Origin of the sequence: Streptomyces sp. NBC_00236, assembly GCF_036195045.1 — a bacterium.
In the GTDB taxonomy this organism is placed as follows: Bacteria; Actinomycetota; Actinomycetes; order Streptomycetales; family Streptomycetaceae; genus Streptomyces.
The window spans coordinates 6,524,714-6,550,447 of record NZ_CP108100.1 but is presented as its reverse complement, the minus strand read 5'-3'; the positions used below and the strand labels follow the sequence as shown (position 1 = coordinate 6,550,447).

Sequence of the window (25,734 nt, the reverse complement as noted above, 5' to 3'; positions counted from 1 at the left end):
CCCAGGAGCTCACGCGGTTCACCCGCGTTCACGAAGGGTGGTCACCGAGAAGGGCCGCGTACGTATCGCGGCCACGCCCGGCGGAGGGCGTCCCGCGCAGCTCCCGGTGAGCTACCGTTGTGCGCTGCCCGGCCGGCGCCAGAGGTCGATGTCCTTCTTCCATGCCTTGTTGCCGCCACCCGTCGGGCACTGGCTGTTGTAGCAGCGCCAGTACCAGTTCTCCTTCGCACCGCGCCTGATCTCGATGTCCTCCTGTCCGCACCGGGGGCACTTCGGCGGGCGGGCGAAGATCTCGGCATGCTCGTGAGTGAGGATCTTGCGGGCGAAATAGGCGCCGCGCATGGTCACCATCACCTCGCGGGTCCAGCTCTGTGACAGGGCGTTGAGGCTGCCGAGCATCACGGTCCTTTCATCCACGACCACGATCTTCTGGTGCATGACGTGCATCGGGACGACCGTATGGACGACCGCACGCAGGTCCTCAACGAGAGACAGGTTCGCCGGCTTCTTCTGAAGCTGGTCGCTGGGGTCGCGGACGAAAACGGTCACCCGTACACCCCGGTCGACCGCCGCGCGCAGCTCCGGAAGGATCATCCGGACGCGCCTGGCCACCCAGGGGGTCCACAGCCACAGTGATGTCCGCGCGCTTCTGATGGCGGCGACGAAGGACGTGTAGAACGTCGTCTCGTCGTCGACATCACTGACCTCCACGTGCCGTGAGAGGACCTCTGCCAGACGGTCGCCGAACTCCCCGCGTGGCACGTTCAGCTCGGGCGGCGTGATCAGAGACTTGGCGGGGAGAACCCGCACTCCGGACGTGCCGATGAGGGCGTCCAGCTGTCCGAACGGGGAGTGCGGCGCCTTCCGTGCCACCTCCCGGATGCGTGTGCCGCTCGCGATGACGTACACGCGAGTCTGTACGCGGGTCATGGCCACGTTGAACAGCCTGATCCCGCTGCGCATCCAATCGCTCGCCTCCGGCGCGCGCGATGCCTTCGCCATCCACAGCGGCCGGCTGTGTTCGCCCTCGACTGTGTCGAAGACGACGATGGGGAACTCCCGGCCCTGAAACCGGTGCGCGGTGCCGACCTCGGCGCTCGGACCACCATCACGTTCGATGTCGCGAAGCGCCTCCAGTGTGGCCTCGGCCTGGTCTCCGTACGGGGTCACGACGCCTGTGGTCTCGCCGTCCCCGCCGTGCAGATCGATCAGGGCCCGGGAGATGAGGGGGCCCGCGGGCCACCAGCCCTTGCTCGGGCCCGTGAGATGGACATGGGCGAGTTCGTGGAGTCCGTCGGTGTCGATGAGGACGATCTCCGGGTCCTCGGGGCTCCTGGGGCTCCGTACGACGGGTCCGGCCTGGAGCACACCGCCGTAGGCCAGGCCGTTCACGAGGCCCATCACGGCACGACCGAACCGGTTCTGGGTCACCAGGGTCGTACAGGCGGGATGTGTCCGCGCTGCCGCCGGGTCGGTGATTCCGCAGTGCCGAAACACGTCCGGAACCAGCCAGCGCTGGATGTCAGGGCGTCTTTTGTCCTTCAACGCCCGGGGAACGACCGGGCCCAGCTGCATGAAGTCGCCGAGAAGCACGGCAGCCTGTTGGGCGTGGGCGACGGCGAGCAGGACCTCGGGCAAGGAGGCGGCGCCGGCCTCGTCGATGAGGACCACGTCGTAGTGGCCGGAGAAGACGTGCCGGTTGGTACGGAAGCGGGCCAGGGTCGTGGCAACGAGACGGGCATTCTTGATGATCTCGCCCTGCGCGTCACGGGCGAGGCGCTCGTACTCCTCCTGAATCTGCCTGTAACGCTCCTCCAGATGACCCTTTCGAGCCGCTTCGGAGGCGACCACGGGACGCAGGGCCACGGCCTTCCCGTGCCGGGCCGGCCAGCCCTGTTCCTCGGCAGTGGCGATGAGCGTCTCGGCGAGGTGCGCGCGCCCGGCTTCGTCCTCGGCCGTGGCGAGAGCCGAGCGAAATTCGCCCAGGGACCGGGTGAGCGTCCGGTGGCGGGTGGCGGCGCCGCGCGCCGCCTTGTCACGCCGGTCGATCTCGGTGCCGGAGACGGGGATCGCCCGAGTCATCTCCTCGGCCTGGACCGCGATCTGGGCCCGGCGGCGATCCGCGATGTCGCGGGCCTTGAGGGCATGGTCGTGTGCCTCTCGGAACTGGACTCCCGCCTCACTGCACGCGGCCTGGGCCTCGGTTCGCTCAGCTCGTGAACGCAGCTTGGCGAGCCCTGTCCGATTCTCGACCTCGCGCAGGGCGCGCTGCGCCTCGCGCAGCCCCTCCTGGCTCTGAAGAGCGGCGGACTCGGCTGCCGTGGCGGCATGTTCCACCCCGTCGGCCTCGTCGAGAAGAGCGTCGACCTGCTTCCAGAGGTGGCGCGAATCCTCGGCGTCGTCCCGGTCCTTCAGCGCCCTGCTCAGGTCCTGTTCGGCCGCTGCCAGGGTCTGGCCGGCCTCCCGGGCGGCCTTCTTCAGCTCCGTCACCCGTACATCACGCGACGCCGCATCACCGAATGGCTCGGCCACCAAGCCCCTGGCCTGCGCATAGGCTTCCGCGTCGAACCGTACGAGGCCAGCCTCCAGCTCCGCCAGATCCTCCGCGCGGCTTCGGATGTCCAGCAGTTCCACTGACACCCGGGCACGCCGGCCCTCGACGTCGGCCAGCCGGGCCCGGACCATGAGAGGAAGGGACACCTGCGGGTCGTCAGCGATCTCCTTCAGCTGGGGCGGTCCCACGCGGACGACGTCTCCGCTGTTGTGGCGGTGTCCCCTCAGGACCCCCTTCAGGGCGTTGTCCACGGCGATGTTGGTCGCGGAGACGAGCAGGACCCTCTTGCCTGCGGCCATCAGATCGCCGATGGCCAGTGTGAGCACCATCGTCTTCCCTGTGCCGGGTGGCCCCCACACGAGGCGTACGCCGGTTCCCAGACAGGCGCGGTACGCCTCCTTCTGCTCGGGGAAGAGGCCGGCCGGTGCCTCGGTCCGGGCCGGCGCTCCGGCGGGGCTGCCGGAAGCAAGCAGGCTGCCGAGCGGAGTGTCCCCCAACCCGGCGATGCCGTCCCTCAAGGCTTCCAGCAGAAAGGTGGGGGGCTGTTGCAGAACCCAAAGGAAAGGGTCGACCGGGTCCGCGAACTCGGCGACTCTGACGGTCAGCGCCGAACCGCTCTGCATGGCTTCGGTGACAGCGAAGCCGGCATCCACACCCGATTCCTCGGGCCCGGCGAGGCGCAGGCTTTCGAGCTGGTCGGGGTTGAGTTCGGTGCCGCGAAGATCCACTGCATAGCGACCCGGCTCGCCGGCCCGGGCCGCGCGGCCGATCCTTCGCCATCGCGGGCGCTGACCTGCTCCCCCTTCCACGGCGATCCATTCGTCGACCGCCGTGGTGATCTCCTCGCGCCAGCCCAAAGTTCCCCCTTGTCAGCTCGCGAATGGTAGATCGTACGGAGGTCCCGGCACCTCTTGTTATGTGAAAGCCGTGGCTTCTACCGCGGGAATGGAAAGCTTCGAGACTCGGATCGGTTCCTATTCGGCCATGTCCCGGTCCTCGTCAACCGGACTACGGGACCGCCTGTCCGAGACGACACATACATTGACGCAGCTCACCGAACCGGCACGAAGTGAAGGAGATCGCCGTGAGGCCCACGCTGGCCGCCGCGCAACTACGGGGCAGTACCTCACGACGACGTACGCGCTCACCGACGAGGACACCCAGCGGGCGCTGGAGCGGTTCCTCGAACACCCCGGGACCGAGTGGCCTCCACGGATTCGATGCCCTGTATCCGCAGGCACACGTCTCGGCCGCGGCCCGGCGAACCCGCACCGACTGGCTCGCCCGAGTCCTGCGAGGCCCCATGCACCTGGCTTTCGCCGCGCCGAGGCGCAGCACCGCCACCGGAGCGGAGCGGGAACGTCGCGGTGCTCAACCTCCACCCGATTCCTGAGAGGGAAGACCGCCCGGCAGTCCGTGCAGTGGGCTTGGCCCTGACCTGCCAACGTGCTCCGACGAAGCGGGGCCGTCGGCGCCCGGCACTCGGCACGCTCGATCAGTGTCGGCATCATGGCGTCGACGCAGGCGGCCATCCGCTCGCCCGCGGCGCCGTCGGCGCTCGCCGTCCACGCCGGCAACTCCGCGTCGACGGCCGTGACGGCGTCGTCGACCTGCGCGTGCTGCGCGTCCATGCGGTGCATCAGCTCCTGGTCGAGGGATGCTCGCTCACGCAGCAGCGGAAAGAGCAGCTCGTCCTCGCCGGTGTGGTGCGTGTGGAGGAAGGACAGCATCTCCCGGGCGTGCGCACCGACGACCTTGGATCGCGCACGGTCACCCGCCGCGGCGCGGAACAACCGCGGTAGCTGACCGAACTCGCGCCGGAGAACACGATGGATCAGCACCATCTCATGCGTGTCGACGCCGGGCCCTGGAGTACTCACCGTGCCCCCTCGACGGCCGTGGCGTTCCGGACGACTTCATGCGCGCTGATCGCCGGCCGGCCGATGAGCTTGACCAGGTCGTCGCTGTCGGTGAACAGCTTTCCGCGGGCCAGCCCGGCATCGGCATCAGCCACCGCGGCAGCCATCTCCGAAGGCAGCCCGGCACCCGCCAACGTCGCGGTGTAGTCGGCGACCGGCATGTCCCGGTAGGCGATGTGCGTGCCCAGGACATCGCTGAACGTTGCGGCGAGTTCGGTCAGTGTGAACGGCGTTCCGGTGCCGGCCTCGGCGGTAACCGGCTTCGCCGCGAAGACCCCGGCCGCCCCGAGTCCAGAAGTGACGGTATTCATCGGGGGCCAACCGGGTGGCAGGCCAACGTGCGGTCAACGGCACCCGGCCGCTCGGCGCCGGCAGAGGCCAACACCTTCGCCTACGACCCGTACGGCGCCCGAGTCCTGAGCGCCGTCACGGGAGGCGCACCCCCGAGCCCCCTTCCTTCACCGGGTGTCGCCGTACGCCGATGCCCGAGCTGACCATGCACGGCCGCCACTGCCGCCGAGCACTCATCCGCAGCCACGGCGCACAGCGACGGCAGCCGGCTCGGGAGATCCACTGCGCGGTCCCGGCACGATCGCCGTCCGGCGTGCTTCGCGATCCGGGCTGGGAGCCGGCGGAGAAACCGCACCCGCCCGTACCGTCGGATCCGGTACGGCGGGTTCGCGTTGGAGCGGCGGGAGACTCGGGGTCCGCGATGCGACGTCGCCCGGTGCGTCTCAGCCGGTGGCCGGGCCGGTCCAGTACGCGGGGACGTGGCCCAGGCGGACCCGCTGCGGGTGGTCGCCGACGGGGATCGAGGTGACCTTCTTGCCAGTGGAGAAGTCGATAGCCGTCACCCGGTCGGTGCCGCTCTCGGACACCACGCAGTGCTTGCCGTCTCCGCTGACGGTGGCCCAGTACGGCTTGGCGGCGGTGACGAGCGGACCCTCCTGAAACGTCTCGCGGTCCACGACGGTGACATAGTCGTCCATGGTTCCGGCGATGCAGAGCTTGTCGCCCCGGGGGCTCATGGACATGCCGTGATGGCGGGAGTCGTTGACGTAGGTGGTGCGGTCGTCGCTGGTTTCCGGGTTCTTCGGCAGCGTCTTCACTCGGGTGATCTTGTCGTTGTGCACGTCGTACTCGACGAAACCGTTGAAGAAGGAGACCTGGAAGTACATCTTCGACTCGTCGGGCGTGAAGGCCACGGGGCGCAGCGCGTCGGACAGGTCCTTGCGGCCGAAGGCGTCGAGCCGCTCGCGCATGTCGATGATCTTCTTGACCTGGAAGGTCTTCGCGTCGGCGACGGTGATGCGGCGGTCGCCCTTGGTGAAGTCCTGCCAGGGCGCGTCCATGTCGGTGTTGACCTCACCGATGGCCATGTTCCAGAGGTACTTGCCGCCGTCGGTGTACACGTTCTCGTGCGGCTTGTCGCCCGTCTTGAAGTTGCCCGCCTCCTTGCCCGTCGCCATGTCCAGGACGTGCACGGTGTTGGAGATGGAGGAAGAGACGGCGACCTGGGTGCCGTCGGGGGTGACCGCCATGTGGTCGGAGCGGAAACCGGACACCGGGAAGCGCCAGTTGATCTTTCCGCTCTCTACGTCGATGGAGACCACATCGGCGAAACTCGGCCGGGAGGCGACGACGGACTTGCCGTCCTTCGTGGTGTACATGTCGTCGACGTACTGGTCGTGCCCCTCGCCCGGGCCGAGCCGGATACCGAGGAAGAAGGCGAGCTTGACGGGGTTGAGGTAGATCTCCAGCAGGCGCTCCTCCTTGTCGGGGATCATGTCGATCCGACCGATCTTGGCGTAATCGCCACGGGAGTTGATGACGTCGGCGGTGCCTTCCCAGTTGTTCCCGACGAAGAACACCTCCTTGAGCTCCTCCGGGGCGGCTTCCCGCGCCTGCCTCGGGACCTCGCTCGCGCCGGCCGGGCCGGAGATGGCCGGCAGTGTTCCTGCGGTCAGTCCCGCGACGACAAGAGTGGCCGCGGCGAAGGTGCGCCGACGGTGAGGACGGGGGGTGGAGGAACGCATCACGGTGAACTCCGGAGGCAGGGAGGGGCGGCGCGCCGTCGGACCGGCCCGCATCGTCTGTTACCAGAGGTAACGTAACCAGGAGATACGGAACTTGAACAGAGCCCCCTCGACATCCCTCCACGCCTGACCATCACTCCCCCGCCGGTTCACCACGGGCGGTACGACTGACCCGCCTCGCCGGACAAGGCACTTCGAAGGACACATCCGATGAAGCTGGTCCCGTGGCGGGCATGGCGGGCGCCATCGCCCCCCCCTGACCAGCCTCCGAACCTTGCTCGTGCAACGAAGGGCATACCCCCTTCTTACGACGCTGCCTGGCGCCAGTCCCGACCGTGTTCCGAACGTTCGGAACACCATCACGCACGATCTGTGGGAGTCGCTTCCCCCACGCCACCAGACGGCGATGGTCTTGTCAGCCGCGTTGGTCCTTCTCCGCGCGGCAACGGTCGGCTCGGCCGGCCCGTTCTGCGGGGCGTACGTGTGCCAACCTGGCTGAGCCGGAAGTACGCTCCTCGAAAAGGCCGACTCGATGCCGAGCGGCGCGGAGCCGGGCCCCCCTGCCGGGGCCCTGCGATGGCCCGCGTTTCGTTCATCCTGGGCTTGCGGGGTGGCGCACGCGCAACTGCGGCGTGCCCCACCCCGCTCCCTGAACCAGCCCGGTCCGAACGAAGGACCCTATCGGTTCTGCAGGGACTTGACGTTGTTGCCGAAGGACCAGCCCTTCGAGCCGTCCCAGTTGAGGGACCACGTCATGAGGCCCTTGAGCGAACCGTTGAACGTGTTCCACGCCTGGCTGACCTGGCTGGGTGCCATATAGCCGCCGCCCGCGCCCGGTTGAGCCGGCAGGCCGGGCACCTGCTTGTCGTACGGCACCTTGATCGTGGTGCCCTGGATGGTCAGGCCGTTGTTGAGGCAGGTGGTCTGAGCGGCGAAGCCCTCCACGGTGCCGGCCTGGTACGAGTCGCCCGAGCAGCCGTACATGCTGCCGTTGTAGTACTGCATGTTGAGCCACCACAACCGGCCGTTGTCGACGTACTTCTTCACGATCGGCAGGTAGGCGCCCCAGATGGACCCGTAGGTGACGCTGCCGCCGGTGACGTACGCGGTCTCGGGCGCCATCGTCAGGCCGAAGCCCGCCGGCATCCTGGCAAGCACGCCGTCGATGATGCGGATCAGGTTGGACTGGGAAGCGGACAGCGTGTTGATGTCCCCGCTGCCGGCCAGACCGGTCTCGATGTCGATGTCGATCCCGTCGAAGTTGTACTTCTTGAGGATCGGGACGACCGTTTCCACGAAGCGGTCGGCGACCTTGCTCGACGACAGGTCGATGCCCGCGGCCGCGCCGCCGATGGACATCAGGATCGTGGCGCCGTTCGCCTTGGCCTCACACATCTCCGCCGGCGTCGACACCTTCACACTCGCGTCCATGCCGTCCTCCCAGAGGACGGTGCCGTCCGAGAGAATCACCGGGAAGGCGGCGTTGATGACGTTGTAGCCGTGCTGGGCGATCCGGCTGTCGGTGATGGGGACCCAGCCCATGCCCGGGTGGACGCCGTTCGAGGCGCCGTCCCAGTTCTCCCAGTACCCCTGCAGCACCTTGCCGGCCGGCTTGGGCTTCGTGGCACAGGTGTCGTCGCCCGGAGGGTCGGTGGGCGGCGGCGTGGTCGGCGGGGGCGTGGTAGGTGGCGGCGTGGTAGGTGGCGGCGTGGTCGGCGGGGGCGTGGTGCCACCGGGGCCGGTGAGCGACACGTCGTCCGCCAGGTACGCGGGCATCCCGTACCAGCCGTGCAGGTAGACCGTCACCGATGTGGTGTTCGCACCGGTGGTGAAGCCGACGCTGAGCTCGCTGTACGACGAGGAGTTGGGCGTCCAGGTCTGCGGCTCGCTGGTGGCACCGGTGCCCCTGGCGCCGAGGTAGACGTAACTGCCCTGGACGAATGCGCTCAGCGTGTACTTCGAATTGGGCTGCACGCTGACCGTCTGGGTGCACTCGGCGTGGCCCGAGCCGGACGGTGTGGCCTTCAGCGCGGACGATCCGGAGTGGGCCGGGCTACTGATCACTGCGCCGGAACCGTTGGCGCAGGACCAGCCGGAAAGGCCGCTCTCGAACCCGGAGTTGGTCACCAGATTGGTAGTGGCAGCCCCGGCCGAGCCGGAACCGGCCAGGGCGACGCAGGCGCCGATGACGGTGACAGCGCTCACCCCGGCGATCGTACGGGTCAGGACGGTCGAGCTGCGCCGAGTCCGGGCGGCGGTCGAATGCCCGTCATCCACCTCGGGCAGAGTACGAATCCTCCGACGGAACATGCTGTGCTCCATTCTCGCCACGTGCCGTGGGCGTGCGTGAGGGGGCGTGGACGCACAGCCCCGGATGAACTGGAGAGACGCAGTTCGGCGATCGACGGGATCGTAGAAGGGGGGACCGGGCCCGTCAATAGGTCTGGACCAAAGACGAACGACCGCCGAGTTTGCCCCACTTGCCAGAACTCGACAGACCGGGCCCCGCCCGGCGAATCGCTTGAACACGAGCCCGACCAGGTGCGAAAGTGCGGCCTGTCCGACAGCACGACATGTCGTTCGTGCGGGCGAGGGCCTGACAACTCCGCCTTGCCTCATGGAAGTTGGGCTTGCCGCACCTCTGACACCTCATGTGCTGAATTGCATCAACTCCCGCAAGGAGCCCCGATGTCGCAGGAGTTGGCGGTGTCCGCAGCGTCCCTGACCATGATCCTGGGCGTGGTGTCGCCGATGTCCCTCGCCTCGGTCTCCTCGCCCGCGGTGAGCAAGCCCAGACCCGAACCCGTCGCAGCGGCGGTGACCGCCGCGGACCGCGCCACGGGCAGCGACGTGGACGCGCCGGCGAGGGAACCGGCCGAACGCCACGACCGGCGCCAGGCCGTCCCCAGGACCGAGAACCTGTACGCGGTCGCCCACGAACGCGCCTACAACGGCCTGCCGACCGTGGGCGGGGACGCCGTGGTGCCGGCCGACGGCGACGGCACGGTGCGCTCGCCGCAGTCCGCGCCCACAGCCACAGCCTGGATCTCGGTACCGGCCACGGGCACGGTCGCCACAAGGCAGGCCGCCGCGACCAGCGGGCCCCGGCCGGCGAAGGTCAAGAAGGCCGACGCCCCCGTGCTCCTGGTCCGGGTCGAGAACGACCACCCCGTCCTCGTCCGGGAACCGCGCCGACGGGCCGGACGAAAATGGGCCTACCCAGCATGCTGCACGTCTTCCTCGACGCGCAGACCGGTCGTAGCGTCGGAAACCGGCTGCTGACACGGGACACGAGAGGGCCATGCACCCGTCCGTGCGCCTGGTGGCACATGCGCGCATCGTGAACGCCTGTGTGCAGGCCCAGACCTTGATCCACCCAGCCGCAGCGCTACTTCACGGGCTCCAGAATCGCCACGCACTCCACATGGTGCGTCATCGGGAACAGGTCGAACGCCCGCAGCGTCCGCACCTTGTACCCGCCCTCCGCGAAGTACGCCAGGTCCCGCGCCAGCGCCGCCGGGTCGCACGCCACGTACGCGATCTTGCGCGCCCCCAGGCCGACCAGCTGCTTCACCGTGGCCTTGCCCGCGCCCGCGCGCGGCGGGTCCAGGACGATCAGGTCGCACTCGGTGATGCCCGTGCGGGGCAGGACCTGGTCGACCTTGCCGTGCTCGATGCGGACCCGCTCCAGGTCCTTGAGGTTGTGGCGGGCGTCCTCGACCGCGCGCTTGCCGGACTCGATGCCGAGCACCGCGCCCTTCTCGCCGATGCGCTGGCCGATGGCGCCGGCGAAGAGGCCGACGCCGCAGTAGAGGTCGAGCGCCGTGTCGTTCTTGCGCGGCAGCAGGCCCTGCATGACCGCGCGGACCAGGGTGTCCGCGGCCTGCGGGTGGACCTGCCAGAAGCCGCCGGAGCCGACGCGGTACGTGCGGTCGTCGGCGCGCTCGCGGACGAAGCCGCGGCCGTGGACGCGGTGCACTCCGCCGTCGCGCTCGTCGACGCGCAGGACCGAGACGGGCTTGTCGAGCTCGACCAGCGGGAGGCGGCCGCCCTCGCGCGGGGTGAGGATGACCTGGCGGTCGTGGGAGCCGGTGGCGGCGATGGCCTCCACCGTGGCCATCTGGGGCCAGTCCTGCTTCTCGATGCCGAGCTCGCTGACGCCGGGCGCGGCGATCAGGCACTGGTCGATGATCTCGATGTCGTGCGAGCGGTGCTTGCGCAGGCCGACGCGGCCGTCCGCGTCGATGGCGTACTGGACGCGGGTGCGCCAGGCGGGCACCTCGCCCGGCGGGAGCTTGTCGCCCTCGGCCGGCATGACGGTGCCGTCCCAGCCCGCTTCCTCGGGGGTGAGGCCCGCGAGGCGCTGGAGCTGTTCGGCGATCACTTCGCCCTTGAGCCGGCGCTGGGCACCCGGCTTGGCGTGCTGCCAGTCGCAGCCGCCGCACTTGCCGGGGCCGGCGAACGGGCACGGGGCCTTCACCCGGTCCTTGGACTCCTCGATGATCCGTACCGCGTCGGCGCGCAGGAAGCGGGAGTCGGTGGCGCCGTCGGTGACCTTGGCGACGACCTTCTCGCCGGGCAGGGCGTGGCGTACGAACAGGACCTGGCCCTCGGCCGTACGGGCGATGCAGTGGCCGCCGTGGGCGACCGGGCCGACCTCGACCTCGTACTCCTGCCCCACGAGCGATTCCCCGGACTGCGGTTCCCCGGTCTGCGGCGGAGTGGATTCGTTCTGCATGAGGGGAGGGCTCCAGAGATCAAGGGAGGACGGCGAACGGCCGGACAACAACCTACGAGTCTACGTGGGTGCCGTCCGGCCGCTTACCAGGTGCCGCTACGGAGCGTCAGCTCTTGTTCGTCGGATCCTTGTGCCTGCGCTCCACGGGGCCGCGCCGCACCGAGCCGGGGGCGTTCCAGTCCGCGCGCTTGCGGGCCCGCTTCTTGGCCGCTTCGGAGGACTCCAGCTGGTACGGGACGGAGGTGACCATCACACCCGGGGTGAAGAGCAGCCGGCCCTTGAGCCTGAGGGCGCTCTGGTTGTGGAGCAGGTGCTCGTACCAGTGGCCGACGACGTACTCCGGGATGTAGACGCTCACGACGTCGCGCGGGCTCTCCCGGCGCAGGCCCTTGACGTACTCGATGACCGGGCGGGTCACCTCGCGGTACGGCGAGTCGAGGATCTTCAGCGGGACGTTGATGCCGCGCCGCTCCCAGTCCTCCTTGAGCGCCTTCGTCTCGGCCGGGTCGACGCTGATGGAGAGCGCCTCCAGGTGGTCCGTGCGGATCAGCTTCGCGTACGCGAGGGCGCGCAGGGTCGGGCGGTGCAGCTTGGAGACCAGGACGATCGAGTGGACCCGGGAGGGGCGGACGGTCTCGTCGGACGGCGTCTCGTCGGCGGCGATCTCCGCGGCGACCCGGTCGTAGTGCTTACGGATCGCGGTCATCGTGCCGTAGAAGATCACCATGCCGAGCAGCGCGACCCAGGCGCCGTGGGTGAACTTGGTGGCGAGGACGACCACGAGCACCAGGCCGGTGAAGAAGGCCCCGAAGGTGTTGATCGCGCGGGAGCGGATCATGTGACGCCGCTTGAGCGGGTCCTTCTCGGTGCGCAGGTGCCGGTTCCAGTGCCGGACCATGCCGGTCTGGCTGAGGGTGAAGGAGACGAACACGCCGACGATGTAGAGCTGGATCAGCCGGGTCGAGTCGGCCCCGTAGATCCAGACCAGCAGGATCGCCGCGCCGGCCAGCAGCACGATGCCGTTGGAGAAGGCGAGCCGGTCACCGCGGGTGTGCAGCTGGCGGGGCAGGTAGCGGTCCTGGGCCAGGATCGAGCCGAGCAGCGGGAAGCCGTTGTACGCGGTGTTGGCGGCCAGGAAGAGGACGAGGGCGGTGGCCGCGGCGAGGATGACGAAGAAGAACGTGCCGTCGCCGAAGACCGCGGCCGCGACCTGGGAGATCACCGGGTCCTGGACGAAGGACGAGCCGACCGGGGTGCCGTTGTTGATCAGGTCCTTCGCCGGGTTCTCGGCCATCTTCACGTCGGTGGCCATGGCCAGCCCGATGATGCCGCAGAACATGGTGACGGCCAGCAGGCCCATCATCGCGAGGGTGGTGGCGGCGTTCTTGCTCTTGGGCTTCCGGAAGGCGGGGACGCCGTTACTGATGGCCTCGACACCGGTGAGGGCCGCACAGCCGGAGGAGAACGCCCGCAGGAGCAGGAAGACCAGGGCGAAGCCCGCCAGGCCCCCGTGCTCGGCCTTGATCGTGTAGTCGGAGGTCGGGGCGTGCATGGTGTCGCCGAGGACCAGTCCGCGGAAGGCACCCCACGCGATCATGATGAAGACGCCGGCCACGAAGAGGTAGGTGGGGATGGCGAAGAGTTTGCCGGACTCCTTGACGCCGCGCAGGTTCATCACGGTCAGCAGCACGATGGCGGCGATGGCGCACGTCGTCTTGTGCTCGACGACGAACGGGATCGCGGAGCCGAGGTTCTCCACCCCGGAGGAGATGGACACGGCGACGGTCAGGACGTAGTCGACCAGCAGGGCGCTGGCCACGGTCAGTCCGGCCTTCGGGCCGAGGTTGGTGTTGGCGACCTCGTAGTCGCCGCCACCACTCGGGTACGCGTGCACGTTCTGCCGGTAGGAGGCGACGACGGTGAACATCAGGACCACGACGGCGACCGCGATCCACGGGCTGAAGTGGTACGCCGACACGCCCGCGATGGAGAGCACCAGGAGGACTTCTCCGGGTGCGTACGCCACCGAGGACAGCGGGTCGGATGCGAAGACGGGAAGGGCGATGCGCTTGGGGAGGAGCGTCTCCCCCAGCTTGTCGCTGCGCAGGGCCCGTCCGATCAGGATCCGTTTGGGCACGTCGGTCAGTTTGGACACGCTGAGGATCGTAAGGGTTCCGTATGGGAGCGACCCACGCACCACCCCCGTGGCCCCGCAATCTCCTGCACTCGGACGGAATGGCCGCGGAATCCTTAACGGAATCCTTGCACCGCGCCCACTCGAAAGCCCTCTCGGAGCGCATTCGAAGCACTTTCGACCGCCCCCCTCGAACATCTCCCGAACGCGCGTCGGAAGTCCGTCCGAACACTTCGGGGAACGTCGGCTTTGCCACAGTGCCCCCGGGATGAGCACACTCGAATGAGGCAACGCACCCGCCGCCGCTTAAGCTCAATCCTGGGCAACGGGACGAACCGTTGCCCCATTGTTTGCCCGGCCAGCCGAGGAATGAGTGTGAGCAGGGTGTTTTCGCAGGTCAGCCGGACGACCAGGACTGCGAGGTAGGCGCAAGGTGCACATCGTCATCATGGGCTGCGGGCGAGTGGGAGCCGCTCTCGCGCAGACCCTGGAGCAGCAGGGGCACACGGTCGCCGTCATCGACCAGGACCCCACGGCGTTCCGGCGCCTCGGCTCCGGCTTCGGCGGCCGTCGCGTCACGGGGGTCGGGTTCGACCAGGACACCCTCCGCGAGGCGGGGATCGAGGAAGCCGGCGCGTTCGCCGCGGTGAGCAGCGGCGACAACTCCAACATCATCGCGGCCCGCGTGGCGCGCGAGATGTTCGGCATCGAGAACGTCGCGGCCCGGATCTACGACCCCCGGCGTGCCGAGGTGTACCAGCGCCTCGGCATTCCCACGGTCGCCACCGTGCGCTGGACCGCGGACCAGATGCTGCGCCGGCTGCTGCCTTCGGGCGCGGAGCCGCTGTGGCGGGATCCGAGCGGCGGTGTGCAGCTCGCCGAGGTGCACACCACTCCGTCCTGGATCGGCCACAAGATCAGCACCCTCCAGGAGGAGACGGGCGTGCGCGTGGCCTTCCTCACCCGGTTGGGCGAAGCCATACTGCCGTCGTCGCAGACGGTGCTGCAGGAGGGCGACCTCGTCCACGTGATGATGCGTACGGACGAGATCGCGAAGGTCGAGGCGGCCTTCGCCGAGGGCCCCGAGGAGGGCGGTCACTGATGCGTGTCGCGATTGCCGGGGCCGGCGCGGTGGGACGTTCCATCGCGGCCGAGCTGCTGGAGAACGGGCACGAGGTGCTGCTCGTCGACAAGGCGCCGACCGCCATCTCGGTGGAGCGGGTGCCGATGGCCGAGTGGCTGCTGGCGGACGCCTGCGAGATCACCTCGCTGGACGAGGCGGCGCTGCAGCGGTGCAACGTCGTGATCGCGGCGACGGGTGACGACAAGGTGAACCTGGTCGTCTCGCTGCTCGCCAAGACGGAGTACGGCGTGCCGCGCGTCGTCGCCCGGGTGAACAACCCGAAGAACGAGTGGCTGTTCAACGAGTCCTGGGGCGTCGACGTGGCGGTCTCCACGCCGCGTCTGATGTCGGCCCTGGTCGAGGAGGCGGTGAGTGTCGGCGATCTCGTCCGGCTACTGCGCTTCAGCCACGGTGACGCGAACCTGGTCGAGCTGACGCTGCCGCCGGAGTCGGCGCTGGCGGGCACGCAGGTCGGGGCGGTCGCCTGGCCGGAGGACACCTCGCTGGTCACGATCATCCGCGGGCAGCGCGTGCTGACGCCGAGCACGGAGGAGACCCTGGAGGCCGGGGACGAGCTGCTGTTCGTCGCCGCCCAGGCACGCGAGGAGCAGCTGGAGGACCTGCTGTCGGTGCGCCAGGGCGACCCGGAGAGCTGAGACACGAGAAGAGGGGCCCGTTACCGCCGGTGGCGGTAACGGGCCCCTCTTCTTTGCTCAGCGTCAGAATTCCTGGCCGCGTGCCGCTTCCGCGGCGGCCGCCTTGCGGGCCTTCTCGGCCTGCTCCTCGGCCTCCATCTCGGCGAAGACGTCGATGGGCGGCGGCGCCTTGGCGAGGAAGACCCAGGTGAGGTAGACCGCCAGCAGGAACGGCGGGATCTTCAGGGCGATCAGGACCCAGCCGAACTGGGTGGTGTCGGCCCACCAGTACAGCGGGAAGAGGATCGCGCACTTGGCGAGCAGGATCAGTCCCCAGGCGTAGCTGGCCTTGGCGTAGGCCTTCTTCCGGCCGGGGTTCCGGGTGCGCCAGGAGAGGTTCTCCTTGAACACCGGGCCCAGGATCAGTCCGATCAGCGGGAGACCCGCGAGCGTGCTGACCAGGTAGGCGACGGCCAGTCCAAGCGTGTAGATCATGCCCGGGAGGTAGAAGTCCTTGGCGTTGCCGGTCATCTTCGCGAAGACGACGCCGAAGGCCACACCGAAGACACCGCTGAAGGCGTGCTTGACGGTGTCCCTGCGGATCAGCCGGACGGCCACGAGCACCAGCGACACCGCGACGGCCGCGATGGCCGAGTTCGTGAGGTTCTTGTCGATGGTGAAGATCGTGACGAAGAGCAGTCCGGGCAGGACCGTCTCCACCATGCCCCGGATGCCGCCGAAGGCCTCGAAGAGGGCGGCCTCGGTGACCGCCTTCGCGTCGGCCTCCTGCTGGTCTGTGGTGCGGTCCGTGTCGGACGTCGGCTTGTCGAGAGACGTCACCGGCTACTCCTTGCCGAGCGGTCGGAGTTCGTATTTGGGGTTGAACAGCACCCGGCGCCCGTGGCTCATGGCGATGCGGCCGGAGGCGATGAGCTTGCGGCCCGGCTCTATGCCCACGATGGAGCGGCGGCCGAGCCAGACCACGTCGAGCGGCGCGGTGCCGTCGAAGAGCTCCGCCTCCAGGGCGGGCACTCCGGCACGCGGTCGCAGGGTGACCGTCCGCAAGGTACCAGTGACCTTCACGATCTGGCGGTCGGTGCACTCGGAGATCCGGGTGCACCCCGATGCCTGCGAGTCCTCCTCCAGCTCCTCGCACTCCAGGTCCTCCTGGGAGCTGGAGAGCCGGTCGAGCATGCGCCGGAAGCGCCCGGACGGCCGCTCGGCCTTCTGGGACTTCTCGAATCGAGGTACGGCACTCATACCCGAAGGGTACCGGTCTCCGGAGGTCCTGGAGGGTGGCCGCCGTCTCACTCGAACAGGTGACGCGGCACCCCGGTCGCGGGTCCTCAGGCACGCTCGAAGCGGTAGCCCATCCCGGGTTCGGTGACGAAGTGGCGGGGGTGCGAGGGGTCGGTCTCCAGCTTGCGCCTCAGCTGGGCCATGTAGACCCGCAGATAGTTGGTCTCGGTGCCGTACGAGGGCCCCCAGACCTCCTGGAGCAGCTGCTTCTGACTGACCAGCCGGCCGCTGTTGCGGACCAGGACCTCCAGCAGGTGCCACTCGGTGGGAGTGAGCCGCACGTCTCGCCCCTCGCGGTGGACCTTCTTGGCGGCGAGGTCCACGGTGAAGCCCTCGGTCTCCACGAGCACGACCTCGTCGCCGCCGTCCTGGCCGACGGGCTCGGCACGGCGCACCGAGGCGCGCAGCCGGGCCAGCAGCTCGTCCATGCCGAACGGCTTGGTGACGTAGTCGTCGGCCCCCGCGTCCAGTGCCTCGACCTTCTCGTCAGAGGTGTGCCGGGCCGAGAGCACCAGGATCGGCACCCGGGTCCAGCCCCGCAGGCCCCTGATCACCTCGACACCGTCCATGTCGGGCAGTCCGAGGTCGAGGACGACGACGTCGGGGTGGCGCGCGGCGGCCAGCTGGAGCGCGGTGGCCCCGTCGGGCGCGGCGTCCACCTCGTACTTGCGCGCCTTCAGGTTGATCACGAGGGCGCGTACGATCTGCGGCTCGTCGTCGACCACAAGCACCCGGGTCATCGCGGTCCTGCCTTTCTGCTGTACGTCTGATCTGCTGTACGTCTGAGCGGTGGGCGGGCCGGGAAGGTCTTCCCGGATCATGAGGTGACCCGTGCGGGCAGGTCGGGGCTGACCGGAACGTATCCCGAGGCCGCCTGGAGGGTCAGCACCATGGTGAGGCCTCCGCCGGGGGTGTCCTCGGCGTCCAGCGTGCCGCCCATGGACTCGACGAAGCCGCGGGCCACCGCCAGGCCCAGGCCCACTCCCGCGCCACGCGGGGCGTCGCCGTAGCGCTGGAAGGGCTCGAAGATGCGTTCCTTGGCCTCGTCGGGGACTCCCCGGCCGCCGTCGGCCACCCGTAGCTCGACCCTCGCGCCCAGCGCGCTGGCGGCCACGGTGACGCGTTCTCCGTCGGGGCTGTACTTGACGGCGTTCTCGACGATGTTGGCGACGGCCCGCTCCAGCAGTCCCGGGTCGACGGCGACCATGGGCAGCGTCTCGGGGATGTCCAGCTCGACGCTGTCCTCGGGGACGCCGCCGAGGGCCATCGGCACGACCTCGTCGAGGTCGATCTCGCGGATCAGCGGGGTGACGGTGCCGGTCTGCAGACGGGACATGTCGAGGAGGTTGCCGACGAGGTGGTCGAGGCGGTCGGCGCCGTTCTCGATGCCTTCGAGGAGTTCGGCCTCGTCGTCGTCGGACCAGGCGACGTCGTCGGAGCGCAGGGAGCTGACGGCGGCCTTGATGGCTGCGAGGGGCGTCCGCAGGTCGTGGCTGACGGCGGCCAGCAGTGCGGTCCTGATCCGGTTGCCCTCGGCGAGCCTGCGGGCCTCCTCCGCCTCACCGACCAGTCGCTGACGGTCCAGGACGACGGCGGCCTGCGCGGCGAAGGCGCCGAGCACCCGGCGGTCCTCGGCGGGCAGCACCCGGCCGGAGAGGGCCAGGGCCATGTGGTCGCCGACGGGCATGTCCACATCGGCGTCCTCGGGCCGGGCGACCGGCGCCGGGCCGACGCTGCCGGCGCACGTCCACGGGTCGACGTCGCTCTGCCGCTCCAGCAGGGCGACGGACTCCATCCCGAAGGTCTCGCGGACCCGGTCCAGGAGCGCGGCCAGGGTCGTCTCGCCGCGCAGCACGCTGCCGGCCAGGAACGAGAGGATCTCGGACTCGGCGCGCAGCCTGGCGGCCTGATGGGTGCGGCGGGCCGCGAGGTCCACCACGGAGGCCACCGCGACGGCCACCGCGAAGAAGATCACGATGGCGACGAAGTTCTCGGGGTCCTGCACGGTCAGGGTGTGGGTCGGCGGGGTGAACCAGTAGTTCAGCAGCAGCGAGCCCGCGGCGGCCGACGCCAGGGCCGGGCGCAGCCCGCCGAGCAGGGCCGCGCCGACGGTCAGGAAGAGGAAGAGCAGGACGTCGTTGGCGAGCCCGGGGCCGTTCTCCAGGCCCTTGAGCAGCAGGGAGAGGAGCACCGGTCCGCCGACGCCGACGAGCCAGCCCCAGATGATGCGGGCCCGGCCGAGCCGTGCGCCGCGGGCGATGGGGAGGCCGCGGCCCTTGGCGACCTCGTCGTGGGTGACGATGTGGACGTCGAGGTCGGTGCCGGACTCACGGGCGACGGTGGCGCCGACCCCGGGACCGTAGATGTACTGCCAGGCCTTGCGGCGGCTGGAGCCGAGGACGATCTGGGTGGCGTTGACGCCCCGGGCGAACTCGAGGAGCGCGGAGGGTATGTCGTCGCCGATGACGTGGTGGAAGGTGCCGCCGAGGTCCTCGACGAGCGTGCGCTGGACGGTCAGCTCCTTGGGCGAGGCCGACGTCAGTCCGTCGCTGCGGGCGATGTAGACGGCGAGGATCTCGCTGCCGGAGCCCTTGGCCGCCATCCGGGACGCGCGGCGGATGAGGGTGCGGCCCTCGGGACCGCCGGTGAGCCCGACGACGATGCGTTCGCGGGCCTGCCAGGTGGTGCGGATGTTGTGCTCGCCGCGGTACTGCTGAAGGTACTCGTCGACCCGGTCGGCGACCCAGAGCAGGGCCAGCTCGCGCAGCGCGGTGAGGTTGCCGGGGCGGAAGTAGTTGGAGAGCGAGGCGTCGATCCGGTCCGGCTTGTAGATGTTGCCGTGCGCCATCCGCCGGCGCAGGGCCTGGGGCGACATGTCGACCAGTTCGAGCTGGTCGGCGCGGCGGACCACTTCGTCGGGCACGGTCTCGCGCTGGCGTACGCCGGTTATGGACTCGACGACGTCCCCGAGTGACTCCAGGTGCTGGATGTTGACCGTGGACACCACGTCGATGCCGGCCTGGAGGAGTTCCTCGACGTCCTGCCAGCGCTTGGCGTTGCGGGAGCCCGGCACATTGGTGTGCGCGAGTTCGTCCACCAGGGCGACGGCCGGGGCGCGCTCCAGGACTGCCTCGACGTCCATCTCCGTGAAGAGGGCGGAGCGGTACTCGATCTCGCGGCGCCGGACCTGTTCCAGGCCGTGCAGCATGACCTCGGTGCGCGGGCGGTCGTGGTGCTCGACGAAGCCGACGACACAGTCGGTGCCGCGCTCCACCCGGCGGTGCGCCTCGGAGAGCATCGCGTACGTCTTGCCGACGCCGGGTGCCGCACCCAGGTAGATCCGAAGTTTGCCGCGCGCCATGGCCCCATTGTCTTCCTGAAACCGGTTCTGTTCACCGAGACCGGCGGCGGCCCATGCGGCAGCCACTGTCGAAACTACTCCGTTGATTTCCGGCGTATCGGGCGAGGACTGCGGGTGCGGTCCGTTTTGACGTAATTCTGATGCCCCGGCCCGGTCGACCTCGTTCGTGCCGATGCCCGGGTCCGTCGACGTGCCGTGTCGACGGCATTCTGATGCCCGGGTCCGTCAAACGGCCTTCTGATGCCCGGGTCCGGCCGCCGGGGCCGGACCCGGGCATCGCGGTGCGGTCAGCGCGTTCCCGTGTCGTTCACGAGGTCCCGCAGTGCGATGTTGAGCAGGAGGACGTTGACGCGCGGTTCGCCGACGAAGCCGAGGATGCGGCCCTCGGTGTGCTGGTCGACGAGCTCGCGGACCTGTGCGGTGTCGAGGTGGTTGCGTGCGGCGACCCGGTTGACCTGGAGGTCGGCGTAGGCCGGGGAGATGTCCGGGTCGAGGCCGGAGGCGGAGGAGGTGACGGCGTCGGCCGGGACCTGGGAGGGGCTGACCGGGTGGCCGGGGACGGAGTTGTCCCTGACGACGGCGGCCTTGGCGGTGGTGACCCAGTCGATGAGTTCCTTGTTGTCGCCGGAGCGGTTGGTCGCGCCGGAGAGGATCAGGGAGTACCGGGTGTTGACGCTGTTGGTGCCGAGGCCGTTGGACGGGCGGGGCTGGAACCACTTGAGGTCCGGGGCCGCGGTCTCCTGGCCCTTCTCGACGGGGAGGTCGTAGCGCTGGCCGATGAGTTCGGAGCCGACGACCTTGCCGTTCGCCGTGACCTCGGAGCCGTTGGCGTGTCCGGGCATGAGTCCCTGGGCGACGCCGGTGACGGCGAGGGGGTAGAGGACGCCGCAGACCAGGGTGAGGACGAGCAGGGCGCGCAGGCCTGCCCAGAGCAGGCGGGCGGAGTTTCCTACGGAGTTGTTCATGGCAGGTCAGCCGATTCCGGGGATGAGGGAGATGATCAGGTCGATGATCTTGATGCCGGCGAACGGGGCGATCAACCCGCCGAGCCCGTACACGCAGAGGTTCCGCCGGAGCATCGAGTCCGCGCCGCTGGGCCGGTAGCGGACGCCCTTCAGGGCGAGCGGGACCAGCGCGACGATGATCAGCGCGTTGAAGATCACGGCGGACAGGATCGCGGACCGCGGTGAGGACAGGTCCATGATGTTGAGCTTGTCCAGGCCCGGATAGACCACGGCGAACATCGCGGGAATGATCGCGAAGTACTTCGCGACGTCGTTGGCGATGGAGAACGTGGTGAGGGCGCCGCGGGTGATCAGCAGCTGTTTGCCGATCTCCACGATCTCGATGAGTTTGGTCGGGTTGGAGTCCAGGTCCACCATGTTCCCGGCCTCCTTGGCGGCCGAGGTTCCGGTGTTCATGGCCACGCCGACATCGGCCTGGGCGAGCGCCGGGGCGTCGTTCGTGCCGTCGCCGGTCATCGCGACGAGCTTGCCGCCCGCCTGCTCCCGCTTGATGAGGGCCATCTTGTCCTCGGGCGTGGCCTCGGCGAGGAAGTCGTCGACGCCCGCCTCCTGGGCGATGGCCTTCGCGGTGAGCGGGTTGTCGCCGGTGATCATGACCGTACGGATGCCCATCCGGCGCAGTTCGTCGAACCGTTCCCGCATGCCCTCCTTGACGACGTCCTTGAGGTGGATGACGCCCAGCACCCGGGCCCCGTCCGCGTCCTGGCGGGCCACCAGCAGCGGGGTGCCGCCGGCCGCGGAGATGCGGTCGGTGAGTGCCTGCGCGTCCGGGGAGACACTGCCGCCCCGCTCCCTCACCCAGGCGACGACCGATCCGCTCGCGCCCTTGCGGACCTTGCGTCCGTCGACGTCCACGCCCGACATGCGGGTCTGGGCGGTGAACGCCACCCATTCCGCGTGGGCGAGCTCGCCCTGGTGACGCTCGCGCAGGCCGTACTTCTCCTTGGCGAGGATCACCACGGACCGGCCCTCGGGCGTCTCGTCGGCCAGCGAGGAGAGCTGGGCGGCGTCCGCCAGTTCGGCCTCCGTCACCCCCGCGACGGGGAGGAACTCTGCTGCCTGGCGGTTGCCGAGGGTGATGGTGCCGGTCTTGTCGAGCAGCAGCGTCGAGACGTCACCCGCCGCCTCGACGGCCCGCCCGGACATGGCGAGCACGTTGCGCTGGACGAGGCGGTCCATGCCGGCGATGCCGATCGCGGAGAGCAGCGCGCCGATGGTGGTCGGGATCAGACAGACCAGCAGCGCGGCCAGCACGATCATGGACTGCTCGCTGCCGGCGTAGATCGCGAACGGCTGCAGCGTGACCACGGCCAGCAGGAACACGACGGTGAGGGACGCCAGCAGGATGTTGAGCGCGATCTCGTTGGGTGTCTTCTGCCGGGCCGCGCCCTCGACCAGGGCGATCATCCGGTCGATGAACGTCTCGCCCGGCTTGGTGGTGATCTTGACGACGATGCGGTCGGAGAGCACCTTCGTACCACCGGTGACGGCGCTGCGGTCGCCTCCGGACTCCCGGATGACCGGGGCGGACTCGCCGGTGATCGCGGACTCGTCGACGCTCGCGACGCCCTCGACGACGTCCCCGTCGCCCGGGATGATGTCGCCCGCCTCGCACACCACGAGATCACCGATGCGCAGTTCCGCGCCGGGGATCCGCTCCTCGTCGGTGCCGATGACCCGGCGGGCGACGGTGTCGGTCTTGGCCTTGCGCAGGGTGTCGGCCTGGGCCTTGCCCCGGCCCTCGGCGACCGCCTCCGCCAGGTTGGCGAAGACCGTCGTCAGCCAGAGCCAGACGGCGATCGCCCAGCCGAACCAGTCGGTCGGGTCCAGCACCGCGAGCACCGTGGTCAGCACCGAACCGATCAGCACCACGAACATCACCGGCGACTTGACCATCACCCGTGGGTCGAGCTTGCGTATCGCGTCGGGGAAGGAGGCGATCAGCATCCGGGGATCGAACAGCCCGGCGCCGACGCGCCCTTCGGGAGCGGACCCGGCCGGAGTGTCCTGATGGGGTGCTCGGGCCGGAGTGGCCGTGGACATCGTGTCCTCTTGCTTCGTACGGAGGGTCATGACGCCAGCCCCTCGGCCAGCGGGCCCAGGGCAAGGGCCGGGAAGTAGGTCAGACCGGCGATGATCATGATGGTGGCGACCAGCAGTCCACTGAACAGCGGTTTGTGGGTGCCCAGGGTGCCGACGGTCGCCGGTACGGGCCGCTGCTCGGCGAGCGAGCCGGCCAGGGCCAGGACGAACACCATGGGCAGGAACCGGCCCAGCAGCATCGCGAGCCCGATCGTGGTGTTGAACCACTGGGTGTCCGCGTTGAGCCCGGCGAACGCCGAACCGTTGTTGTTGGCGCCGGAGGTGTAGGCGTACAGGATCTCCGAGAAGCCGTGTGCGCCCGAGTTGGTCATCGAGTTGCCCGGCGTGGGCAGGGCCATTGCCACGGCGGTGAAGCAGAGCACCAGGGCCGGTGTGACGAGGATGTAGCAGGCGGCGAGCTTGATCTCGCGGGTGCCGATCTTCTTGCCCAGGTACTCCGGCGTACGGCCGACCATCAGACCGGCGATGAACACCGCGATGATCGCCATGATCAGCATCCCGTAGAGACCGGACCCGGTACCACCGGGGGCGATCTCGCCCAACTGCATGCCGAGCATCGTGATGCCGCCGCCGAGGCCGGTGAACGAGGAGTGGAACGAGTTCACCGCACCGGTCGAGGTGAGCGTGGTGGCCACCGCGAAGATGGACGAGCCGCCGACGCCGAACCGGTTCTCCTTGCCCTCCATCGCGCCGCCCGCGATCTCGAACGCGGGCCCGTGGTGGGCGAATTCGGTCCACATCATCAGGGCGGTGAACCCGAGCCAGATGACGCCCATGGTGGCGAGGATCGCGTACCCCTGCTTGAGCGAACCGACCATGCGGCCGAAGGTGCGCGTCAGGGCGAAGGGAATGACGAGGATCAGGAAGATCTCGAAGAGGTTGGAGAGCCCATTGGGGTTCTCGAAGGGGTGGGCCGCGTTGGCGTTGAAGTAGCCACCGCCGTTCGTCCCCAGCTCCTTGATGACCTCCTGGGACGCGACCGCGCCGCCGTTCCACTGCTGCGAACCGCCCGTGAACTGCCCGACCTCGTGGATGCCGGAGAAGTTCTGGATGGCCCCGCAGGCGACCAGTACGAGCGCGCCGATCACCGCGATCGGCAGCAGGATCCGTACGGTGCCGCGCACCAGGTCGGCCCAGAAGTTGCCGAGTTCACCGCTGCGGGTGGCGGCGAACCCCCGGACGAGAGCCACCGCGACGGCGATGCCGACGGCGGCCGAGACGAAGTTCTGCACCGCGAGGCCGCCGGTCTGCGCGACGTGGCCCATGGCCTGCTCGCCGTAGTACGACTGCCAGTTGGTGTTGGCGACGAACGAGGCGGCCGTGTTGAACGCCTGGTCGGGGTCGATCGACGCGAAGCCGAGCGAACCGGGCAGGGAGCCCTGGAGCCGCTGCATCAGATACAGGAAGAGGACGCTCACGGCGGAGAAGGCGAGAACACCGCGCAGATAGGCGGGCCAGCGCATCTGCGTGTTCGGGTTGGCGCCGATGGCCTTGTACATCCACTTCTCCACCCGCAGATGCTTCGGGGAGGAGTAGACGCCGGCCATGTAGTCACCGAGCGGGCGGTACGCCAGGCCGAGCGCGACGACGAGCGCGAGGACCTGGAGCACGCCGGCGAGGACGGGGCTCATATCGGGCTCAGAACCTCTCCGGGTACAGAAGGGCGAGGACGAGGTAGCCCAGCAGGGCTACGGCCACGACGAGGCCGGTCACGTTTTCGGCAGTCACAGCTTCGCCACCCCCTTGGCAATGAGTGCCACCAGCGCGAAGACCGCGATCGTGGTGACGACGAAGGCCAGGTCGGCCATCGGGTGCTCCTGGATGAGGTGCGGATTTCTCGGACCTCTTGAGCAAACCCCCCGCTCGCACCCGCATGACCTGCGTTGATGGCTTCCTTACGGGGACGGGCCCGGCCTTGACGGCGCCCGTACGTGCCCGATACGCGCCCCATACGGCCGCCTCGCATCCGGAGACGGAAAAGCCGGTGGCCCGTACCCCGGGAAGGGATACGGGCCACCGGCCGGTGTCTGTGACGTGCGGGTCAGCGCACCTCGGTGATCTCGGGGCCGCGCTGGAGGCCCGCCATGCCGCCGGAGAACTTCGAGCCCTCCTGCTCCTCCTGCTGCACGCCCTCGGGAACCATCTGGGCGTCGTTGGGGAGCTTGAGGACGATCGGGTCGCGCGGGGCCATCGGCCCCTCGCCGCGGACCACGACGGTGTCCCGGAAGACCGTCTCCAGGAGACCGGCCGCCTCAGGCTGCACGGCTCCCTGGCCGGAGATCACGCCGCGCAGGAACCAGCGCGGGCCGTCGATGCCGACGAACCGCACCATCTGCACGCCGTTGGCCCCGTCGGGGAGCTGTACGGGGACCTGCGCACGCAGCTCCCAGCCCAGCGGGCCCTCGACCTCGTCGATGATGCCGCCCTGCTGGGTGATACCGGAGGCGATCTCCTCGCGGACCTCGCCCCAGATGCCCTCCTTCTTGGGGGCGGCGAAGGCCTGCAGCTGGATCGCGCTGTCGCGCAGCACCACCGTGGCGGCGACGATCGCGTCACCGGCGACCTCTACGCGCAGCTCCATGCCCTCGACACCGGGCACGAAGATGCCGCCCAGGTCGACCCGGCCCTCGCCGGGCTGGGAGACCTCGTCGATGTCCCACGGACCGTCCGGCCTCGGTGCCGGCGGAAGGTTCGTCCGGCGCGATCCGCCCTCGGCGTCATCGAGCCCGTCGACGACCTGCTCGGCCTCGCGCGCTTCGTCCGCCGTGTCATCGGCGGAACCACTGTTCTTGCGACGTCCGAACACG

General features: G+C 69.3%; 17 protein-coding genes and 4 pseudogenes. 4 read left to right on the top strand and 17 right to left on the bottom strand.

Annotated elements, in window-relative coordinates; translation table 11 throughout:
- Positions 1-111: 111 nt before the first annotated feature.
- Positions 112-3,411 carry an AAA domain-containing protein gene (locus OG446_RS29295; protein WP_328896809.1) on the bottom strand — a complete coding sequence of 1,100 codons (3,300 nt, stop codon included), beginning with the start codon at positions 3,409-3,411 and terminating at the stop codon, positions 112-114.
- Between the two features lie 347 nt (positions 3,412-3,758).
- On the opposite strand from OG446_RS29295, the pseudogene OG446_RS29290 reads away from it, so the two are divergent.
- Positions 3,759-3,947, top strand: a pseudogene (locus tag OG446_RS29290) (hypothetical protein); the annotation flags it as partial.
- A gap of 187 nt (positions 3,948-4,134) precedes the next feature.
- On the opposite strand, the pseudogene OG446_RS37240 reads toward OG446_RS29290, so the two are convergent.
- From OG446_RS37240 to OG446_RS29265, 5 genes and pseudogenes are all read right to left on the bottom strand, one after another.
- A pseudogene (locus OG446_RS37240) lies at positions 4,135-4,398 on the bottom strand (hemerythrin domain-containing protein); the annotation flags it as partial.
- A 32-nt stretch (positions 4,399-4,430) separates the two neighbouring features.
- Positions 4,431-4,784: a hypothetical protein gene (locus tag OG446_RS29280; RefSeq protein ID WP_328896808.1), complete on the bottom strand. Its 354-nt coding sequence runs from the start codon at positions 4,782-4,784 to the stop codon at positions 4,431-4,433.
- 423 nt (positions 4,785-5,207) lie between these two features.
- The gene (locus OG446_RS29275; protein ID WP_328896807.1) at positions 5,208-6,509 is read right to left on the bottom strand and encodes a YncE family protein; all 1,302 of its coding nucleotides are present in this window, start codon (positions 6,507-6,509) and stop codon (positions 5,208-5,210) included.
- Positions 6,510-7,187: 678 nt separating this feature from the next.
- Positions 7,188-8,150, bottom strand: a pseudogene (locus OG446_RS29270) (chitinase); the annotation flags it as partial.
- 153 nt (positions 8,151-8,303) lie between these two features.
- Positions 8,304-8,819 (bottom strand): annotated as a pseudogene (locus OG446_RS29265) (carbohydrate binding domain-containing protein); the annotation flags it as partial.
- Positions 8,820-9,197: 378 nt separating this feature from the next.
- Here OG446_RS29265 and OG446_RS29260 point away from each other — a divergent pair.
- The gene (locus OG446_RS29260; RefSeq protein ID WP_328896806.1) at positions 9,198-9,791 is read left to right on the top strand and encodes a hypothetical protein; all 594 of its coding nucleotides are present in this window, start codon (positions 9,198-9,200) and stop codon (positions 9,789-9,791) included.
- Between the two features lie 106 nt (positions 9,792-9,897).
- Here OG446_RS29260 and OG446_RS29255 read toward each other — a convergent pair whose 3' ends face one another.
- Both OG446_RS29255 and OG446_RS29250 read right to left on the bottom strand, forming a co-directional pair.
- Complete coding sequence (locus tag OG446_RS29255; RefSeq protein WP_328896805.1) at positions 9,898-11,247, bottom strand: class I SAM-dependent RNA methyltransferase; 1,350 nt, start codon at positions 11,245-11,247, stop codon at positions 9,898-9,900.
- Positions 11,248-11,353: 106 nt separating this feature from the next.
- Positions 11,354-13,402: an APC family permease gene (locus OG446_RS29250; protein ID WP_328896804.1), complete on the bottom strand. Its 2,049-nt coding sequence runs from the start codon at positions 13,400-13,402 to the stop codon at positions 11,354-11,356.
- Between the two features lie 412 nt (positions 13,403-13,814).
- On the opposite strand from OG446_RS29250, the gene OG446_RS29245 reads away from it, so the two are divergent.
- The gene (locus tag OG446_RS29245) at positions 13,815-14,483 is read left to right on the top strand and encodes a potassium channel family protein (RefSeq protein ID WP_026242838.1); all 669 of its coding nucleotides are present in this window, start codon (positions 13,815-13,817) and stop codon (positions 14,481-14,483) included.
- Positions 14,483-15,160 (top strand): potassium channel family protein, encoded by a 678-nt coding sequence (locus tag OG446_RS29240; RefSeq protein WP_328896803.1) that lies wholly within the window; start codon positions 14,483-14,485, stop codon positions 15,158-15,160. Before OG446_RS29245 ends, OG446_RS29240 begins: the two co-directional genes overlap by 1 nt.
- 63 nt (positions 15,161-15,223) lie before the next feature.
- Here the strand turns inward: OG446_RS29240 and OG446_RS29235 are convergent, their stop codons facing one another.
- The 9 genes from OG446_RS29235 to OG446_RS29195 all read right to left on the bottom strand — a co-directional run bounded on the left by OG446_RS29235 (position 15,224) and on the right by OG446_RS29195 (position 25,733).
- A complete protein-coding gene (locus tag OG446_RS29235; RefSeq protein ID WP_328896802.1) occupies positions 15,224-15,979 on the bottom strand; it encodes a DUF3159 domain-containing protein in 756 nt (251 codons plus the stop codon).
- 3 nt (positions 15,980-15,982) lie between these two features.
- Positions 15,983-16,399, bottom strand: a complete 417-nt coding sequence (locus tag OG446_RS29230; RefSeq protein ID WP_326657379.1) for an OB-fold nucleic acid binding domain-containing protein — start codon at positions 16,397-16,399, stop codon at positions 15,983-15,985.
- An 86-nt stretch (positions 16,400-16,485) separates the two neighbouring features.
- Positions 16,486-17,178 (bottom strand): response regulator, encoded by a 693-nt coding sequence (locus OG446_RS29225; RefSeq protein ID WP_328896801.1) that lies wholly within the window; start codon positions 17,176-17,178, stop codon positions 16,486-16,488.
- 77 nt (positions 17,179-17,255) lie between these two features.
- A complete protein-coding gene (locus OG446_RS29220; RefSeq protein ID WP_328896800.1) occupies positions 17,256-19,799 on the bottom strand; it encodes a sensor histidine kinase KdpD in 2,544 nt (847 codons plus the stop codon).
- 287 nt (positions 19,800-20,086) lie between these two features.
- Positions 20,087-20,764 carry a potassium-transporting ATPase subunit C gene (locus tag OG446_RS29215; protein WP_328896799.1) on the bottom strand — a complete coding sequence of 226 codons (678 nt, stop codon included), beginning with the start codon at positions 20,762-20,764 and terminating at the stop codon, positions 20,087-20,089.
- A 6-nt stretch (positions 20,765-20,770) separates the two neighbouring features.
- The gene (kdpB, locus tag OG446_RS29210) at positions 20,771-22,897 is read right to left on the bottom strand and encodes a potassium-transporting ATPase subunit KdpB (protein WP_443050238.1); all 2,127 of its coding nucleotides are present in this window, start codon (positions 22,895-22,897) and stop codon (positions 20,771-20,773) included.
- On the bottom strand, positions 22,894-24,558 hold the full coding sequence (kdpA, locus tag OG446_RS29205; protein WP_328896798.1) for a potassium-transporting ATPase subunit KdpA: 1,665 nt from the start codon (positions 24,556-24,558) through the stop codon (positions 22,894-22,896). The genes kdpB and kdpA overlap by 4 nt, the downstream gene beginning before the upstream one ends.
- A gap of 7 nt (positions 24,559-24,565) precedes the next feature.
- A complete protein-coding gene (gene kdpF / locus OG446_RS29200; RefSeq protein WP_148021375.1) occupies positions 24,566-24,655 on the bottom strand; it encodes a K(+)-transporting ATPase subunit F in 90 nt (29 codons plus the stop codon).
- Positions 24,656-24,968: 313 nt separating this feature from the next.
- On the bottom strand, positions 24,969-25,733 hold the full coding sequence (locus OG446_RS29195) for a DUF3710 domain-containing protein (protein ID WP_328896797.1): 765 nt from the start codon (positions 25,731-25,733) through the stop codon (positions 24,969-24,971).
- Between the last annotated feature and the right edge of the window lies 1 nt (position 25,734).